Source organism: Lelliottia sp. JS-SCA-14, assembly GCF_035593345.1.
Taxonomy (GTDB): domain Bacteria; phylum Pseudomonadota; class Gammaproteobacteria; order Enterobacterales; family Enterobacteriaceae; genus Enterobacter; species Enterobacter wanjuensis.
In genome coordinates, this window is record NZ_CP141606.1 from 2855317 (window position 1) to 2871633 (window position 16317).

Consider the following 16317-nt stretch of genomic DNA (forward strand, 5'->3'; position numbering starts at 1 on the left):
CTTATTTCACGCTAAAGTGATAGCTGCCTTTGGTTTTGTGACCGTCGACGGAGACCACGTGCCAGTCAACGGCATACGTCCCCGGCGTCAGGGGTTGTTCGAGAGGAACGATGAGCTGGGTGTTGTCATTCTCCGCGCGTTTCACCGCACCAATTTTGACGATTTGCTGCTTATCACCGGTGACGGATACGCCGCTGAATTTCGGTTCGATACCTTCCGAGAAATTGAGCGTCAGCGCCTGCGGCGCAGCAGTGACGGCGGCGTCGGCAGCCGGGTACTGATGTTTAAGATGGGCATGAGCCAGCGCAGCCGGAGCTGTCGCCATAGAAAGCAGAAAGGTCAGTGCGCAGGCCGCGCGGGATGGGGTGAATACCATATCAATCATTCCTTTTTGTTATGTCTATATGACAGAGGATAACTCTGTATAATATCTGAGTCGAGGATGATCCTGCGCAGGCTTGTCAACGCAGGGCAACCGCGGTAAGGTCAGCGCCGCATAATCAGGAGAAGGCAATGAAGATTAATCTGGCGACCATCCCTCAGGATGAAATGGACAAAGTGAATGTCGATCTCGCGGCCGCAGGCGTGGCGTTCAAAGAGCGCTATAACATGCCGGTGATCGCCGAAGTCGTTGAGCGCGAACAGCCCCCTCACCTGCGAGACTGGTTTCGCGAGCGTTTAATTGCGCATCGCCTGAAGTCCGTCACGCTGTCGCGTCTCCCGTACGAACCTAAAGTTAAGTAAACGCGGCTTTTCGTTACACTTCCTTACAGGGTTTGTGGCAGGATAAGAAAACCCTGAAGTATTCAGGGGAATTATCGAATCCCTGAGACGAGTGTATAAGGAAGTCACGATGTCCCAATGGAATATTGCCGCCGCGCAGTATGCTCCCCGGCATAACTGCATTGATGCTCACGTTCAGCATCACCTTCGTTTTATCGACGCTGCTGCCCGCCAGCAGTGCAATCTGCTCGTTTTCCCTGAACTTTCGCTGACCGGCCCTGCCGTCGATGGCGTGACGTTGCCTGAGCCGCCTGACGAACAGACACTGGCTCCGATTGTTGACGCCGCACACACCCTTTCCATCACGGTGATCGCCGGAATGACCCTGGAGACGCACGGCGTGCGGCAGAAAGGACTGGCCCTTTTTTCCCCGAATCACACTCAGGCCATGCGCTACCCGCAGGGCAGCGGCGCATGTCTGATACCCGGCAAACCCCAGCTCACTATCGTGGAGGGGCAAACGGAACTGCCGAGTCTCGATCCTCTCGCCGCGCTATTCACCTGCAGCCAGGCCGTCGGTGAGAGCAGCTGGCGCGACGCCATCAGTCGTCTGCAGCGTTTTTCCCATAAATACGCTATTGCAGTGCTGATGGCGAACTCGCTCGGCCACAGCGCCCTGTGGGATGCGAGCGGGCAATTGATTGTTCGCGCCGACAGCGGCGAGCTGTTATTAACCGGAACATGGGGTAAGCAGGGTTGGCAAGGTGATATCATTCCATTACGCTAATGTTTTTAAGGCCAGGAGTGAGCCATGCTGCGTGTAATCGACACCGAAACCTGTGATCTTCAGGGCGGGATTGTAGAGGTCGCGTCCGTTGACGTGATTGACGGACAGATCGTCAACCCCATGAGCCATTTGGTTCGCCCCGACCGTCCTATCAGCGCGCAGGCGATGGCCATTCACCGCATCACGGAATCGATGGTGGCGGATAAACCCTGGATTGAGGAAGTGATCCCGAACTACTTCGGTAGCCCGTGGTACGTGGCGCATAACGCCAGCTTTGACCGCCGCGTATTGCCGGAGATGCCCGGCGAGTGGATCTGCACCATGAAGCTGGCGCGCCGCGCCTGGCCGGGGATTAAATACAGCAATATGGCGCTGTATAAATCCCGCAAGCTCAGCGTGAAAACGCCGGAAGGGTTACATCATCACCGCGCGTTGTACGATTGCTATATCACGGCGGCGTTACTCATTGATATCATGAATAACACCGGCTGGACGCCGGATGAGATGGCGACCATCACCGGACGCCCCGCCCTGTTAACCACCTTTACCTTTGGTAAATATCGCGGCAAACCGGTCTCCGAAGTGGCCGAGCGCGATCCGGGCTATCTGCGCTGGCTGTACAACAACCTCGACCGCATGAGCCCGGAGCTGCGTCTCACGCTCCGCCATTACCTCGACGACGCCTAATCCGCGGCAACATGGCCTGGCAGCGTCCCCTGCGCCAGGCCAATCAGGAAGGCATACTCCAGCGCCACCCCTTCGTAGGATTTAAAGCGTCCCGATTTCCCACCGTGACCGGAGTCCATATCCGTGCACAGCAGTAGCAGGTTGTCGTCGGTTTTCAGCTCCCGCAGTTTCGCCACCCATTTTGCCGGTTCCCAGTACTGCACCTGAGAATCGTGCAGACCGGTGGTCACCAGCATGTGCGGATAAGCCTTCGCTTCGACGTTATCGTACGGGCTGTATTCTTTCATGTAGCGATAGTAGGTCTCGTCCTGTGGATTGCCCCACTCTTCAAATTCACCGGTGGTTAACGGGATCGACTCGTCGAGCATAGTCGTGACCACATCAACGAACGGTACCTGGGCGACGATGCCTTTAAACAGCTCAGGACGCAGATTGATTACCGTCCCCATCAGCATACCGCCCGCGCTGCCGCCCATGCCAAAACACAGTTTCGGATCGCCGTAGCCCTGAGCAATCAGCTCGTCACACACGTCCAGATAGTCGTTAAAGGTATTTTTCTTTTTCAGGAATTTCCCTTCTTCGTACCAATGCTGGCCCAATTCCCCGCCGCCGCGCACGTGGGCGATGGCGAAGACAAATCCCCGGTCGAGCAGGCTTAGTCGGCTGCTGCTGAAATCGGCGTCCATGCTGGCGCCGTAAGAGCCGTAGCCGTACACCAGCAGCGGGTTTTTACGCTTCTGGAAATGGTCTTTGTGATACACCAGCGACACCGGGACCTCCACGCCATCGCGCGCGGTGATCCACAGGTGTTCGCTGCGGTAATGGCTGGCGTCAAACCCGGCCACTTCGGCCTGCTTGAGCACTTTCCGCTGGCCGGAATTCATATCGAGTTCAAACAGCGTGTCGGGCGTGGTCATCGACGAATATCCGTAGCGCAGCCGGGAGGATTCGGGCTCAGGATTGTAGCCAATCCAGGTCACGTACGCCGGATCGTCAAAGGCAATCCCCACCACTTCGCGCGTTTTACGGTTGATTTGCCGGATGCTGGTCAGCCCTCGCTGACGCTCTTCCACCACCAGCCAGTCGGTAAACAGGGTGAAGCCTTCGAGCATCACCTGTTCACGTGCCGGGATCAGCACTTCCCATTTACGCTCGTCGCGCACTTTGGTTTTATACAGGCCAAAGTTTTTGCCTTCGCGGTTGGAGCGCAGATAGAAGGTATGCTGGAAATGGTCGAGGCTGTACTCGTGGTCTTTACGGCGCGGGAGAAAACAGAGCGGCTGGGCGTCGGGCAGCTCCGCATCAAGCAGCAGCACTTCGGTGGTCGTGGCGCTGGCAAGCGAAATAATCACATAGTGGCGCGAGGTGGTTTTGTGCAGGCTGACGTAAAAGGTGTCGTCCTGTTCTTCGTACACCAGCTCATCGGTACCCGAAGAGGTGCCGACCGTATGTCGCCAGACCTGATAAGGCAGCAGCGTTGAGGCGTGCTTTTTGACGTAATAGACGGTTTCAGAGTCGTTCGCCCAGACAAAATCCGACGAAACGTTATCGAGCATTTCCGGATACCAGTTCCCGGTGTCCAGATTGCGAAAGCGCAGGCCGTACTGGCGGCGTGACAGGTAATCTTCCGCCAGCGCCATGATGGTGTTATCCGGCGAAATACCCATCCCGCCGAGGGTATAGAACTCGCTGTGCGCCGCGCGCTGGTTGGCATCGAGCAGGGTCTCCCAGTCGTCCCATTCGGCACAAAGCACAGACTGGCGCTGATAGATGGCGTATTCGCTGCCCGGCTCGTAGAGATGACGATAGCGGTAGCCGTTTTTGGTCCAGGGCGCCGAGATGTCGCGCTGCGGAACCCGCGCGACCATCTCTTCCAGCAGACGATCCTGGAGCGCCTGCTGCGAGGACATCACCTTGCGGCCGTAATCATTTTCCTGATGAAGGTAATCAAGCACTTCCGGCTGCGAGCGTTCGTCGTCCCGCAGCCAGTAGTAATTATCGATGCGCGTGTCACCGTGAGTGGTGAGCGCTTTGGGAATGCGTCGGGCTTTTGGCAGCATGTCAGTTTTTCTTTTTGGTTTTACACCCTATAAGGGTGGCAAAACGCGCGCACGATGCAAGCGAAACGTGACAGCCGTCAGATAAAATTACCCCTGTAATGCCTGTTTTTGCTGCTTAATATCCTGTTCGATCCCTTCCCGAACATCTTGCGGAATTTTCAGCGCGTCGCCGAGGGCGTTCAGATAGCTGCGCTCCATAAAGTGATCGATATCGATGGCTGCGGCACTCAGGAAATAGAGTTCCAGCGCCTCCTCCTCGTTTTTCACACTCTGCGCCAGACGGTTTGGATCGAGCGGCTGTTCAATCGCCTGCGCCACCAGCGCTCGGCCCTGCGCTTCCACGCCCGCTTCCCGCATCTGCTGCTCGATGGCGGATCGCTCTTTGTCATCGATGTGGCCGTCGCTTTTCGCGGCAAACACTAGGGCCAGGATCAGGCGTTCAGTACGCAGATCCATCGGTGAAATTTGCTCACCAAAGTGCGGTTCATCCTGATGGGCCGTCCGCACTTTCTCTTTGTACTTGTTCCAGAGCACCGTTCCGGCAATAGCCCCACCACCGGCCAGCAGCGCGCCGGTGCCGTATTTGGTCAGCAGTTTGCGCGAGGATTTATTGGCGACCAGCAGGCCCGCCAGCCCGCCGAGCGCACCGGGCACCAGCAGCTTGCTCAGCCCCTCGCCGCCCGATGACGACGCTTTCTGTCCTAACATGGATTGCAGTTGATTCAACCAGCCTGACATGATTTTCCCCACTTAACGGTTCGCAATGGGTACAGCCTATGCGAGGTGATGTCAGGAAATGTCTGTCCGCGCTAAAGAAGCGCAAATTTCCCCCGCCCATCATCACGCTGTCCGTTGAGGGAAGACAGACGCAAACGTTTTCGTTTATACTGCGCGCAACTTTTTCAGGGGGATTTTATGACTCTTTTAGGAACTGCTCTGCGTCCGGCCGCGACGCGCGTCATGCTGTTGGGTTCTGGCGAACTGGGAAAAGAGGTGGCTATCGAGTGCCAGCGCCTGGGGATTGAAGTGATCGCCGTCGATCGCTATGCCGACGCCCCGGCGATGCACGTCGCCCACCGCTCACATGTGATCAATATGCTGGATGGGAACGCCCTTCGCGCTCTGATTGCCGAGGAAAAACCGGACTTTGTGGTACCGGAAATCGAAGCCATCGCCACCGATACGCTGATTGCCCTCGAGCAGGAAGGCCAGCGCGTGGTGCCCTGCGCCCGCGCCGCTAAACTGACCATGAACCGGGAAGGCATTCGTCGTCTGGCCGCCGAGGAGTTAGCGATTCCGACGTCGAGCTACCGCTTTGCCGATGGGAAAGATGAGTTTCTGCAGGCCGTCGAACAGATTGGCTACCCGTGCATCATTAAGCCGGTAATGAGCTCCTCCGGGAAAGGTCAGAGTTTTATCCGTGACGCCTCCGCGCTCGATAAGGCGTGGGATTACGCCCAGCAGGGTGGCCGCGCGGGCGCCGGTCGCGTCATCGTCGAAGGTGTGGTGAAGTTTGATTTTGAAATCACCCTGCTGACAGTCAGCGCCGTGGACGGCGTGCATTTCTGCGATCCGATTGGTCATCGTCAGGAGGATGGCGATTATCGTGAATCCTGGCAGCCGCAGCAGATGAGTGCCCTGGCGCTGGAACGCGCGCAGGAGATGGCCCGCAAAGTGGTGCTGGCGCTCGGCGGTTACGGCCTGTTTGGCGTTGAACTGTTCGTCTGCGGCGATGAGGTGATTTTCAGCGAAGTCTCCCCGCGTCCGCACGACACCGGAATGGTGACGCTGATTTCCCAGGATCTCTCGGAGTTCGCCCTGCACGTGCGCGCGTTCCTCGGTCTGCCGGTTGGCGGCATCCGTCAGTACGGCCCGGCCGCGTCGGCGGTGATCCTGCCGCAGCTGACCAGCCAGAACGTCACCTTTGATAATGTTGAGGCCGCCGTCGGCGCGGGTCTGCAACTGCGTCTGTTTGGTAAACCGGAAATTGACGGCACCCGTCGTCTCGGCGTGGCGTTAGCCACCGGGGATAGCGTGGAAAGTGCGGTTGAGCGCGCGAAAAGTGCAGCGCAGGCCGTCAGTGTGAAGGGATAAAAAAACCGGGCAACAGATGTTTGCCCGGTTAGATTTTGTAGGGCGGGTAAGGCGAAGCCGCCACCCGCCACAGCAAAAAATTACTTCGCGCCTTCCACTGCTTCGCGCGCCAGCTTAGTGATGCGATCCCAGTCGCCCGCTTCCAGCGCATCCGCCGGAACCAGCCAGGAGCCACCGATACACAGGACGCTTTTCAGCGCCAGGTAGTCGCGGTAGTTCGCCGGAGAGATACCGCCCGTCGGGCAGAAACGCACCTGAGAGAACGGGCCCGCAATCGCCTGCAGCGCTTTGGTGCCGCCATTGGCTTCAGCCGGGAAGAATTTGAACTCTTTCAGGCCGTAATCCATACCCAGCATCAGTTCAGACACGGTGCTGATACCTGGGATTAACGGAATCGTGCCTTCGGTTGCGGCTTTCAGCAGCGGCTCGGTCAGGCCCGGGCTGATGGCGAACTGTGCGCCCGCTTCGGTCACTTCAGCCAGCTGCTGAGGGTTGAGCACGGTACCGGCACCGATAATTGCGTCCGGCACTTCTTTGGCGATAGCGCGGATCGCATCCATCGCGCATGCGGTACGCAGCGTCACTTCCAGAACACGAACACCACCTGCAACCAGCGCTTTCGCCATCGGGACGGCGTGCTCCAGTTTGTTCACCACGATAACCGGCACTACCGGGCCAGTTGTCAGGATTGCTTCTGCACTTGTTTTCCAGTTTTTCATCAGTGTTTTTCTCTCGCCAGATCGTTAATTCTTGTCGTCTTAAAACGTAATACAGGTTGCGCCCTGTTCAGCACCGGAGAGCTTCTCGCGCAGTGCACTGAACATTTCGCGCCCTGTTCCCACACGCGACGCGCTCAGGTCAGGAATATGCGGCTTACGGGCGGCCAGTTCGGCTTCATCCACCAGCAGGGTCAGTTCGCCTGTCTGGCCATTCACGCGGATCATATCGCCATCGCGGACTTTCGCCAGTAACCCACCGTCGTAAGCTTCGGGAGTGACGTGGATTGCTGATGGCACTTTACCTGATGCGCCGGAGAGTCGTCCATCGGTGACCAACGCAATTTTGAAACAGCGGTCCAATAATACACCAAGTGGTGGCATAAGTTTATGTAATTCTGGCATGCCGTTCGCTTTTGGTCCCTGGTGACGAACCACTACCACACAGTCTTTGTCCAGCAGGCCAGCTTCGAAGGCAGGCAGCACGTCGTGCTGGCTTTCGAAAATCACCGCTGGCGCTTCCACGATCTGGTTTTCAACCGGCACGGCGGAGGTTTTCATCACCGCGCGACCGAGGTTGCCGCTCAGCACTTTGGTGCCGCCGTGATGGGAGAATGGCTTCGCGAAGGTGGCGATCACCTGCTCGTCGAGGGAATCCTGCGCGCCTTCGCGCCAGTCGAGCTCGCCGTCATTCAGCCACGGCTCCATGGTGTAGCGTTGCAGACCGAAACCGGCCACCGTGTTGACGTCTTCATGCAGCAGGCCGCCTTTCAGCAGCTCGCGGATCAGTACCGGTACGCCGCCCGCCGCCTGGAAGTGGTTGATATCTGCCGGACCGTTCGGGTAGAGACGCGCCATCAGCGGCACGATTTCAGACAGGTCAGAGAAATCATCCCAGTTAATCTGGATCCCCGCCGCACGCGCCATCGCGACCAGGTGCATGGTGTGGTTGGTGGAACCGCCGGTCGCCAGCAGGGCGACGATCCCGTTGACGATCACTTTTTCGTCAACCATTTTACCGAGCGGCATCCACTCGTTGCCGTTGCCGGTCAGACGCGTCACCTGACGCGCAGCCGCTTCGGTCAGGGCCTGACGCAGCGGCGCATCTGGCTGAACAAACGACGAACCAGGGAGCTGCATACCCATGAACTCCACCACCATCTGATTGGTGTTGGCAGTCCCGTAGAACGTACAGGTGCCTGGCGCGTGATATGAGGCGGCTTCCGCTTCCAGCAGCGCGCTGCGATCCACTTTGCCTTCCGCATACAGCTGGCGGATACGCACTTTTTCTTTATTCGGCAGACCGCTCGCCATCGGGCCAGACGGAACAAAAATCGCGGGCAGATGACCGAACGACAGGGCCGCCATTGCCAGGCCCGGGACAATTTTGTCGCACACGCCGAGGTACAGTGCGCCGTCGAACATATTGTGGGACAGGCCCACCGCCGCAGACATAGCGATAATTTCGCGGCTTAGCAGGGAGAGCTCCATCCCGTCCTGGCCTTGGGTTACGCCGTCGCACATGGCTGGCACGCCACCGGCCACCTGCCCGACCGCATTGGCGCTGTGCAGCGCTTTGCGAATAATTTCCGGGTAGTGTTCGTACGGCTGGTGTGCGGAGAGCATGTCGTTGTAGGAGGTGATGATCGCAATATTGTTACGCAGCATGCTTTTCAGCGAGGCTTTATCGTCCGGCTGGCAGGCGGCGAAACCGTGGGCCAGATTCCCGCAGGCGAGCTGTGAACGATGGACCGTGTCGGTTTTTGCCTGCTGGATGCGGGCGAGGTAGGCAGAACGTGTCTCTTTCGAGCGCTCAACAATGCGCTGTGTTACGCGTAACAATACAGGATTCATAGAAGCTCCTCTAATTTATCTGTCCAGGCGCAGGAGTTAACAAGATGAATCGCTTGTCTTAACAAGGCTGAAACGCTTGCAGTCCGTAGCTCGGGGGCAAAATCGCTTCAGCCAGTGTAATAAAAAAAGCTCCACGGGTGAATCCACGCGGAGCTTAAATGATTAAAAATTGTGCCACAATCTGTGTTAGATCATGTTACCGGTAAAATAACCCGTTTGGATTAGCTTCCGTCTTACTCGAACTCGTTCCAGGAACGGCCATCGCGGGTGATCATCGCTACTGACGCGACCGGTCCCCAGGTGCCTGCCTGATACGGTTTTGGCGCATCCTGATCGGCTGCCCAGGCTTCGGTAATGGAGTCGACCCACTTCCACGCCTCTTCCACTTCATCGCGACGCACGAACAGCGCCTGGATCCCACGCATGGTTTCCAGCAGCAGACGCTCGTAAGCATCGGCCAGGTGCGTTTCGTTGAAGGTTTCGGAGTAGCTCAGATCCAGCTTGGTGGTTTGCAGGTTGTGCTTGTGATCCAGGCCCGGCACTTTGTTCAGCACCTGAATATCCACGCCCTCATCAGGCTGCAGACGGATTGTCAGTTTGTTCTGCGGCAGCTCCTGCCAGGACTCTTTGAACAGGTTCAGTTCCGGGTTCTTGAAATAGACCACGACTTCAGAGCATTTGGTCGGCAGACGTTTACCGGTGCGCAGATAGAACGGAACACCCGCCCAGCGCCAGTTGTCGATATCGACGCGGATCGCCACGAAAGTCTCGGTGTTGCTGGACTTGTTCGCGCCCTCTTCTTCCAGATAGCCAGGGACTTTTTTACCCTGCGCGAAACCGGAGGTGTACTGACCGCGGACGGTTTTCTCACGCACGTTCGAGCGATCGATGCGGCGCAGAGACTTCAGCACCTTCACTTTTTCGTCACGAATGTTATCCGCAGAGAGATCGGACGGCGGAGACATGGCGATCATGCAGAGGATTTGCAGCAGGTGGTTCTGGATCATGTCGCGCATCTGACCAGCCTGGTCAAAGTAACCCCAGCGCCCTTCGATGCCCACCTCTTCAGCCACGGTAATTTCCACGTGATCGATGGTGCGGTTGTCCCAGTTGTTCGCAAACAGGGAGTTCGCAAAACGCAGGGCCAGCAGGTTCAGCACCGTCTCTTTACCCAGATAGTGGTCGATACGGTAAACCTGGCACTCTTCGAAGTATTCCCCGACCTGGTCGTTGATTTCACGCGAAGTCGCAAGAGAAGTCCCCAGCGGTTTTTCCATGACTACACGCGCCGGTTTGGCGTTGAGTTTCGCTTCGCCCAGACCTTTGCAGATGGCGCCGAAGGTGCTTGGCGGCATCGCGAAGTAGTTGATGGTCACACGGTTTTGCTGGTCCAGCATCTTGCCCAGACGGCCAAACGACTTGGTATCGTTGACATCCAGGTTGCAGAAATCAAGACGACCGCTCAGCGCATCCCACAAACTTTCATCGATCTTCTCTTTCATGAACGTTTCGAGCGCTTCACGCACCACTTTGGTGTAGGCGTCTTTATCCCAGTCAGCGCGGCCCACGCCCAGGATGCGAGTGTCCGGGTGGATCTGGCCTGCTTTTTCCAGTTGATACAGGGAAGGCAGCAATTTACGGCGTGCAAGATCGCCTTTCGCGCCGAAAATGACCAGGTCACATGCCTGGGCTGTTTGCGTTACCGCCATGTCATTCTCCTCAGTTGGATATCCTGGTGCTTTTGCCAGAATATCGTTGTAATTTTATTACAATGCACTGTACTGCTTTTACGTCATTCCCGAAACCATTAGCGCTTAACCTCGCGTGCGATAACGCGATTTTTGATTGTTTACACGCTTCAGTTACGGGAATCACGACGAATCCGTTGGATCTTTGCGCGGCCGGGCCGTTGCGAAAACCCGACCGCGATCAAGTAATGAAAAAAAACAACAACTTTTCGTGTTGTTCATTACCCTTCGACCAGGTCAGAGGGGTATATTCTTCCTAATTCGAATCACGATTTCATCAATTAATGAAATCGTTTCCACCCATGAGCGTCTTGTCATCATGAACATGCTGGAAAAAATCCAGTTTCAACTGGAACACCTTAGCAAATCCGAGCGTAAAGTGGCGGAAGTTATTCTCGCCTCACCGACTCAGGCCATTCATTCCAGCATCGCCGCTCTGGCGCAGGAGTCGGGGGTCAGCGAGCCTACCGTCAACCGCTTTTGTCGCAGTCTTGAGACGCGCGGTTTTCCTGATTTTAAACTGCATCTGGCCCAAAGTCTGGCAAACGGCACGCCCTATGTAAATCGCAATGTCGATGAAGACGACAGCGTAGAGGCCTATACGGGCAAAATTTTTGAATCGGCGATGGCGACCCTCGACCATGTGCGCCAGTCGCTGGATAAAGCGTCGCTCAATCGCGCCGTGGATCTGCTCACCCAGGCGAAAAAAATCGCCTTCTTCGGGCTGGGCTCTTCCGCTGCCGTGGCCCACGACGCAATGAACAAATTTTTTCGCTTTAATGTCCCGGTGATTTACTCCGATGACATTGTGCTGCAACGCATGAGCTGTATGAATTGTAACGAAGATGACGTGGTGGTGCTGATCTCCCACACCGGGCGGACCAAAAGTCTGGTGGAGCTGGCGCAGCTGGCGCGTGAAAACGATGCCATGGTGATTGCCCTCACCACCGCCGGAACGCCGCTGGCGCGTGAAGCGACGCTGGCCATTACGCTGGATGTGCCGGAAGATACGGACATGTATATGCCGATGGTCTCCCGGCTGGCGCAGTTAACGGTCATCGACGTGCTGGCAACGGGATTTACCCTGCGTCGCGGCGCGAAATTCAGAGATAACTTGAAGCGGGTCAAAGAAGCGCTCAAGGAATCGCGTTTTGATAAAGAATTGCTCATTAAGGGCGATGTACCCTGAATGTTTTTATAAGGTTGTTACTTTTTTCGGTATTCGGTAGTTTCTACACAGCGCCGAATCTATGTTCACGCAACACCAAAGTTGTTTCAGTCAACGGAGTATTACATGTCCAGAAGGCTTCGCAGAACCAAGATCGTTACCACCTTAGGTCCGGCAACTGACCGCGATAATAACCTCGAGAAAATTATCGCCGCGGGCGCCAACGTGGTACGCATGAACTTCTCTCACGGTACGCCAGAAGACCACAAATTACGTGCAGACAAGGTCCGTGAGATCGCGGCAAAACTGGGACGTCACGTGGCTATCCTCGGCGACCTGCAGGGTCCGAAGATTCGCGTTTCGACGTTTAAAGAAGGCAAAGTTTTCCTTAACATCGGCGATAAATTCCTCCTCGACGCCAACCTGGGTAAAGGCGAAGGCGACAAGGAGCGAGTGGGCATCGACTATAAAGGTCTGCCTGCTGACGTGGTGCCGGGCGATATCCTGCTGCTCGACGATGGTCGCGTGCAGCTGAAAGTGATCGAAGTCCAGGGCATGAAAGTGTTCACCGAAGTGACCGTGGGCGGCCCGCTTTCCAACAACAAAGGCATCAACAAACTCGGCGGTGGTCTCTCCGCTGAAGCCCTGACCGAAAAAGACAAAGCCGACATCATCACGGCCGCGCAGATTGGCGTCGACTATTTGGCCGTCTCCTTCCCGCGCTGCGGCGAAGACCTGAACTACGCTCGCCGTCTGGCGCGTGATGCAGGCTGCGACGCCAGCATCGTGGCTAAAGTGGAACGTGCGGAAGCCGTCTGCAGCCAGGAAGCGATGGATGATGTGATCCTGGCGTCTGACGTGGTAATGGTTGCCCGTGGCGACCTGGGCGTTGAAATCGGCGACCCTGAGCTGGTCGGCATCCAGAAAGCGCTGATCCGTCGTGCGCGTCAGCTGAACCGCTCCGTGATCACCGCGACCCAGATGATGGAGTCGATGATCACTAACCCAATGCCAACCCGTGCGGAAGTGATGGACGTCGCCAACGCCGTGCTGGATGGTACCGATGCGGTGATGCTCTCTGCGGAAACGGCAGCGGGTCAGTATCCGGCTGAAACCGTGGCCGCGATGGCGCGCGTGTGCCTGGGCGCTGAGAAGATCCCAAGCATCAACGTCTCCAAACACCGTCTGGACATTCAGTTTGATAACGTGGAAGAAGCGATTTCCATGTCCGCCATGTACGCGGCGAACCACCTGAAAGGCGTGACTGCGATCATCACCATGACCGAATCCGGCCGCACCGCGCTGATGACTTCCCGTATCAGCTCCGGCCTGCCGATCTTCGCCATGTCCCGTCATGAACGCACCCTGAACCTGACGGCCCTGTATCGTGGCGTGACTCCGGTCTTCTTCGACAGCACCAACGACGGTGTTGCCGCAGCGAACGACGCGGTCAATCTGCTGCGCGATAAAGGCTATCTGGTCTCTGGTGATATCGTAATCGTCACCCAGGGCGATGTGATGAGCACCATTGGCTCGACCAACACCACTCGCGTGATGACTGTCGAGTAATACTGTTATATCCTGGACTGCCGGAGATTCTCTCCGTCAGTCCATCTTCCCCCTTTCTTAGTTGCAACCTCTTTCATACTGATATCCGGAAGTGGAAACCCACTCCTCTGGCAATTTTTTATTTTCTTATTCCAGGATATTGCCAATAACTCTCCGCCGATTAAATACATTACACTTCCAACTTGATTGGATAATCACTTCTGATTATTTAGCTGAACAATGAAAAGGACGTCATTGAATGAGCAACGTTATCTATTTAACGCTGACGGGAGAGCATCAGGGACAAATATCTTCTGGCTGTGGCACGGAAAAATCGATCGGCAACCGCTTTCAGTACCGACATGAAAACGAAATCCTTGTTTATCAGCTCTCATCCAGCAGCGTCAGCACCACAGGTGGTGCGCATCACCAGGGGCTGAGTTTCACCAAGCCGGTCGACAAAAGCTCACCGCTTCTGATGGCGGCGATTAATGAAAATGAAAAACTGCGGCTGAGTTTTGATTATTACCGTACCAATCGCTTTGGCCGTCAGGAAAAGTATTTTCATATTGAACTGCGCGGCGCGTCGATTCAGGCTATATCGAGCTCAGTGACGAAGGATATGTTGGATACTGAAAGTATCAGCGTGAGTTATGATTATATTCGCAGTAAACATCTTATTGCGAACACCGAATTTAGCGATCTGGTGTTGCCGGAAAAGTATAATGAAATATTCCCTCCGACTGAACAAAAGCAACCTGAAAAACGGGATATTACCCTGACGCTCGGGGTATTTTTTGACGGGACCGGTAATAACGCCGTCAACACGCAAAACATGCTTGCCGCCTGTACCGCCGCGCACTTTGACCTCTCCGACCCGGACGCCGAGAGCATTCTGGCGCGTACAGCGCAGGAACAGATGGGCGTCTCCGGCACGGGGGCCACCAGCTATACCGGCGGGTACACCAATATTCACTGGTTAAATACCTTGTACAAAACGGATCTGCCCATTGATTCAGGGCAAGCACAGGCAGCCATTTACGTTGAGGGGATCGGCACCGAGGCGGGAAAACCGGACAGCATGATTGGGCTTAGCTTAGGCGTGGCAGATACCGGGGTGATTGCGAAGACGGATCTGGCGGTGAAGCAGATAGCTGAGGCCATAAAAGACGCATTGCGTAAGTTACAGCAGAAAATGCACGGATGCGTTATTGCGGTCACATCTTTCCAGTTCGATATTTTCGGTTTCAGCCGCGGCGCGGCGGCGGCACGCCACTTCGCTAATCGAGTTCAGGCGGAGGACCGCCCTGTTATTAATGCCATTCGTCAGGGTATGAATGATTTTAAATACTCTGGTACTCCGGCAGGAAAAACCCGCTTTATTGGTATTTTTGATACGGTCGCTGCCATCGGCACACCGCAAAACGGTCTCAATCCTCACACGGCGAACACCGGTGACGTCAATATCGTACTGCGTCCCGGTGTGGCGGAGAACGTGTTCCATATCACGGCGCAGCACGAGTGCCGTTTTAACTTCGCCCTGAACAGCGTGCAGCCCGCCTGGCCGGAACTGGCTCTGCCCGGAGCGCACTCTGATATCGGCGGTGGTTATCTGCCCGTGATGCGGGAAAACCTCTATCTGACGCGCCCTGAAGTGGAAACCGTGCCGCTGGATACACCGCTTGCCAGCTCACGCGCTTATCAACATGCTCTGAATCAATTGAAAATACTGGAATCTTCAGCGGTTGCGGCCCCGCTCATCCGTACCAATGACATCACGGCTGATGCCTGGGAGGACACGAAGATGCCTGCTCATCCGAGAGAAGGGATGCAGAAGCGCGCGTTTGCCGCTCTGGCAATGAAAAAGCGCATCGTGAAGAACGACTGGTCGAAGGTGGTGCTGAGGGTAATGCTCGATGCGGCGCAGAATGCGGGGGCTGTGTTTAAACCGATTAAAAAAGAAGACAAAGAGCTAAGTATCACTTCCGATCTTTTACCGTTGTGCTCAAAGGTTATGGCTTTAGGGGCTGCAATACGTTGCGGTTTATCAGCGACTCACCTCGATCCTTCGGAAATTGACCTTTTGGCGAAGGACTATATCCACTGCTCAGCAAACTGGAACAGCATTGTTCTTGATAGCGCAAGAAAACCCTACGGCGGCGCGTCCGTGTCCGAGACCCTAAGTTTTGTTAACCGGCCAGATGAAAACTGGCGGCGCACAACGTACAACATGGACGGTAATAAAAAATGAGACATGGAAAAATATTCACCCTCGTTCTGATGCTGACGACAACAGCCTGTCATTCCAGCATCCCACCCTCTTCGGAAGAAGCAGGAGAAATGCCTTACGGAAAATGGGGTTTCGTTTTTTTCACACCTAAGGAACTGCCCGCTTTCGTCAATTATGTTGGCATTATCGACGAAAACAACATCCTCTATTCATTCAGAAATTTAGACAGTACAGATGAGGATGATGCAAGTGTTTCCTCGTGGGATAAAAGGTACATGCGTTTTGCAATGTTTAACAAAGCACTTCATCCCCCTGTAAACATGCTGTTTTGCTGGGATTCCATTATTGATAAACGCACCTATGAAACGAGAATTACTCTTCCTAAATCGGTGCGTACGCAAATGAGTGTGTCGACAGGGATAGATATATTCGGCGAAAAGGCATGGTACAGCACGATGTTATTTGGTCTGGCTCCTGAGGGTAAGGTCAGAATCTGGCTCCAAAATAGTGGTGGGGGTGACAATCTTCTCGTGCAACCAGAAAAAATAACTACATTGTCTGGAGATAAACTGGATGGCTGTAAAGGTATTAGCCGCCTTGAGATGTCTTATACCATCCCTGATGGATACGACCAAAGCATCAAAAATTTCATCAAAGGCAAAACCTATCCGTACGGAAAATGGTAAGGTGAGATACAGCAGA

Annotated in this window: 14 protein-coding genes; 8 read left to right on the plus strand and 6 right to left on the minus strand. The window is 55.4% G+C overall.

Translation table 11 applies throughout. The features are described 5' to 3' along the window. Window position 1: 1 nt before the first annotated feature. A complete protein-coding gene (gene yobA, locus U9O48_RS13420; RefSeq protein ID WP_282494642.1) occupies window positions 2–376 on the minus strand; it encodes a CopC domain-containing protein YobA in 375 nt (124 codons plus the stop codon). 137 nt (window positions 377–513) lie between these two features. Between yobA and U9O48_RS13425 the strand changes: the two genes are divergently transcribed. The 3 genes from U9O48_RS13425 (at window position 514) to exoX (ending at window position 2197) form a co-directional block, all read left to right on the plus strand. Further along, complete coding sequence (locus U9O48_RS13425; RefSeq protein ID WP_282494643.1) at window positions 514–744, plus strand: DNA polymerase III subunit theta; 231 nt, start codon at window positions 514–516, stop codon at window positions 742–744. A 109-nt stretch (window positions 745–853) separates the two neighbouring features. Beyond that, window positions 854–1510 (plus strand): carbon-nitrogen hydrolase family protein, encoded by a 657-nt coding sequence (locus U9O48_RS13430; RefSeq protein ID WP_285149484.1) that lies wholly within the window; start codon window positions 854–856, stop codon window positions 1508–1510. A 24-nt stretch (window positions 1511–1534) separates the two neighbouring features. Then, window positions 1535–2197: an exodeoxyribonuclease X gene (exoX, locus tag U9O48_RS13435; RefSeq protein ID WP_285149483.1), complete on the plus strand. Its 663-nt coding sequence runs from the start codon at window positions 1535–1537 to the stop codon at window positions 2195–2197. Here the strand turns inward: exoX and ptrB are convergent. Beyond that, the gene (ptrB, locus tag U9O48_RS13440; RefSeq protein ID WP_324722650.1) at window positions 2194–4257 is read right to left on the minus strand and encodes an oligopeptidase B; all 2064 of its coding nucleotides are present in this window, start codon (window positions 4255–4257) and stop codon (window positions 2194–2196) included. The two genes, exoX and ptrB, sit on opposite strands and share 4 nt — an antisense overlap. Before the next feature lie 87 nt (window positions 4258–4344). Next, on the minus strand, window positions 4345–4995 hold the full coding sequence (locus tag U9O48_RS13445) for a tellurite resistance TerB family protein (RefSeq protein WP_282494647.1): 651 nt from the start codon (window positions 4993–4995) through the stop codon (window positions 4345–4347). Window positions 4996–5172: 177 nt separating this feature from the next. Here U9O48_RS13445 and purT point away from each other — a divergent pair, with 177 nt between their 5' ends. Beyond that, the gene (purT, locus tag U9O48_RS13450) at window positions 5173–6351 is read left to right on the plus strand and encodes a formate-dependent phosphoribosylglycinamide formyltransferase (protein WP_285149480.1); all 1179 of its coding nucleotides are present in this window, start codon (window positions 5173–5175) and stop codon (window positions 6349–6351) included. A gap of 80 nt (window positions 6352–6431) precedes the next feature. Here purT and kdgA read toward each other — a convergent pair whose 3' ends face one another. The 3 genes from kdgA to zwf form a co-directional block, all read right to left on the minus strand. After that, on the minus strand, window positions 6432–7070 hold the full coding sequence (gene kdgA / locus U9O48_RS13455) for a bifunctional 4-hydroxy-2-oxoglutarate aldolase/2-dehydro-3-deoxy-phosphogluconate aldolase (protein WP_095282378.1): 639 nt from the start codon (window positions 7068–7070) through the stop codon (window positions 6432–6434). Window positions 7071–7109: 39 nt separating this feature from the next. Then, complete coding sequence (gene edd / locus U9O48_RS13460; protein WP_285149479.1) at window positions 7110–8921, minus strand: phosphogluconate dehydratase; 1812 nt, start codon at window positions 8919–8921, stop codon at window positions 7110–7112. A 233-nt stretch (window positions 8922–9154) separates the two neighbouring features. Beyond that, complete coding sequence (gene zwf / locus U9O48_RS13465; RefSeq protein WP_282494650.1) at window positions 9155–10630, minus strand: glucose-6-phosphate dehydrogenase; 1476 nt, start codon at window positions 10628–10630, stop codon at window positions 9155–9157. Between the two features lie 358 nt (window positions 10631–10988). Between zwf and U9O48_RS13470 the strand changes: the two genes are divergently transcribed. The 4 genes from U9O48_RS13470 (at window position 10989) to U9O48_RS13485 (ending at window position 16301) form a co-directional block, all read left to right on the plus strand. Further along, entirely contained in the window at window positions 10989–11858 is an 870-nt protein-coding gene (locus tag U9O48_RS13470) for a MurR/RpiR family transcriptional regulator (protein WP_095282381.1), read from the plus strand. A gap of 105 nt (window positions 11859–11963) precedes the next feature. Beyond that, entirely contained in the window at window positions 11964–13406 is a 1443-nt protein-coding gene (pyk, locus tag U9O48_RS13475) for a pyruvate kinase (RefSeq protein WP_282494651.1), read from the plus strand. Between the two features lie 238 nt (window positions 13407–13644). After that, window positions 13645–15636, plus strand: a complete 1992-nt coding sequence (gene tssD / locus U9O48_RS13480) for a type VI secretion system tube protein TssD (RefSeq protein WP_285144256.1) — start codon at window positions 13645–13647, stop codon at window positions 15634–15636. Next, the gene (locus tag U9O48_RS13485) at window positions 15633–16301 is read left to right on the plus strand and encodes a DUF2931 family protein (protein ID WP_285149478.1); all 669 of its coding nucleotides are present in this window, start codon (window positions 15633–15635) and stop codon (window positions 16299–16301) included. Before tssD ends, U9O48_RS13485 begins: the two co-directional genes overlap by 4 nt. Window positions 16302–16317: the final 16 nt, after the last annotated feature.

Bases quoted from the DNA above. Each gene is read 5' to 3' on its own strand.
- yobA (WP_282494642.1), bottom strand. From the start codon at position 376: ATGGTATTCACCCCATCCCGCGCGGCCTGCGCACTGACCTTTCTGCTT.
- U9O48_RS13425 (WP_282494643.1), top strand. From the start codon at position 514: ATGAAGATTAATCTGGCGACCATCCCTCAGGATGAAATGGACAAAGTG.
- U9O48_RS13430 (WP_285149484.1), top strand. From the start codon at position 854: ATGTCCCAATGGAATATTGCCGCCGCGCAGTATGCTCCCCGGCATAAC.
- exoX (WP_285149483.1), top strand. From the start codon at position 1,535: ATGCTGCGTGTAATCGACACCGAAACCTGTGATCTTCAGGGCGGGATT.
- ptrB (WP_324722650.1), bottom strand. From the start codon at position 4,257: ATGCTGCCAAAAGCCCGACGCATTCCCAAAGCGCTCACCACTCACGGT.
- U9O48_RS13445 (WP_282494647.1), bottom strand. From the start codon at position 4,995: ATGTCAGGCTGGTTGAATCAACTGCAATCCATGTTAGGACAGAAAGCG.
- purT (WP_285149480.1), top strand. From the start codon at position 5,173: ATGACTCTTTTAGGAACTGCTCTGCGTCCGGCCGCGACGCGCGTCATG.
- kdgA (WP_095282378.1), bottom strand. From the start codon at position 7,070: ATGAAAAACTGGAAAACAAGTGCAGAAGCAATCCTGACAACTGGCCCG.
- edd (WP_285149479.1), bottom strand. From the start codon at position 8,921: ATGAATCCTGTATTGTTACGCGTAACACAGCGCATTGTTGAGCGCTCG.
- zwf (WP_282494650.1), bottom strand. From the start codon at position 10,630: ATGGCGGTAACGCAAACAGCCCAGGCATGTGACCTGGTCATTTTCGGC.
- U9O48_RS13470 (WP_095282381.1), top strand. From the start codon at position 10,989: ATGAACATGCTGGAAAAAATCCAGTTTCAACTGGAACACCTTAGCAAA.
- pyk (WP_282494651.1), top strand. From the start codon at position 11,964: ATGTCCAGAAGGCTTCGCAGAACCAAGATCGTTACCACCTTAGGTCCG.
- tssD (WP_285144256.1), top strand. From the start codon at position 13,645: ATGAGCAACGTTATCTATTTAACGCTGACGGGAGAGCATCAGGGACAA.
- U9O48_RS13485 (WP_285149478.1), top strand. From the start codon at position 15,633: ATGAGACATGGAAAAATATTCACCCTCGTTCTGATGCTGACGACAACA.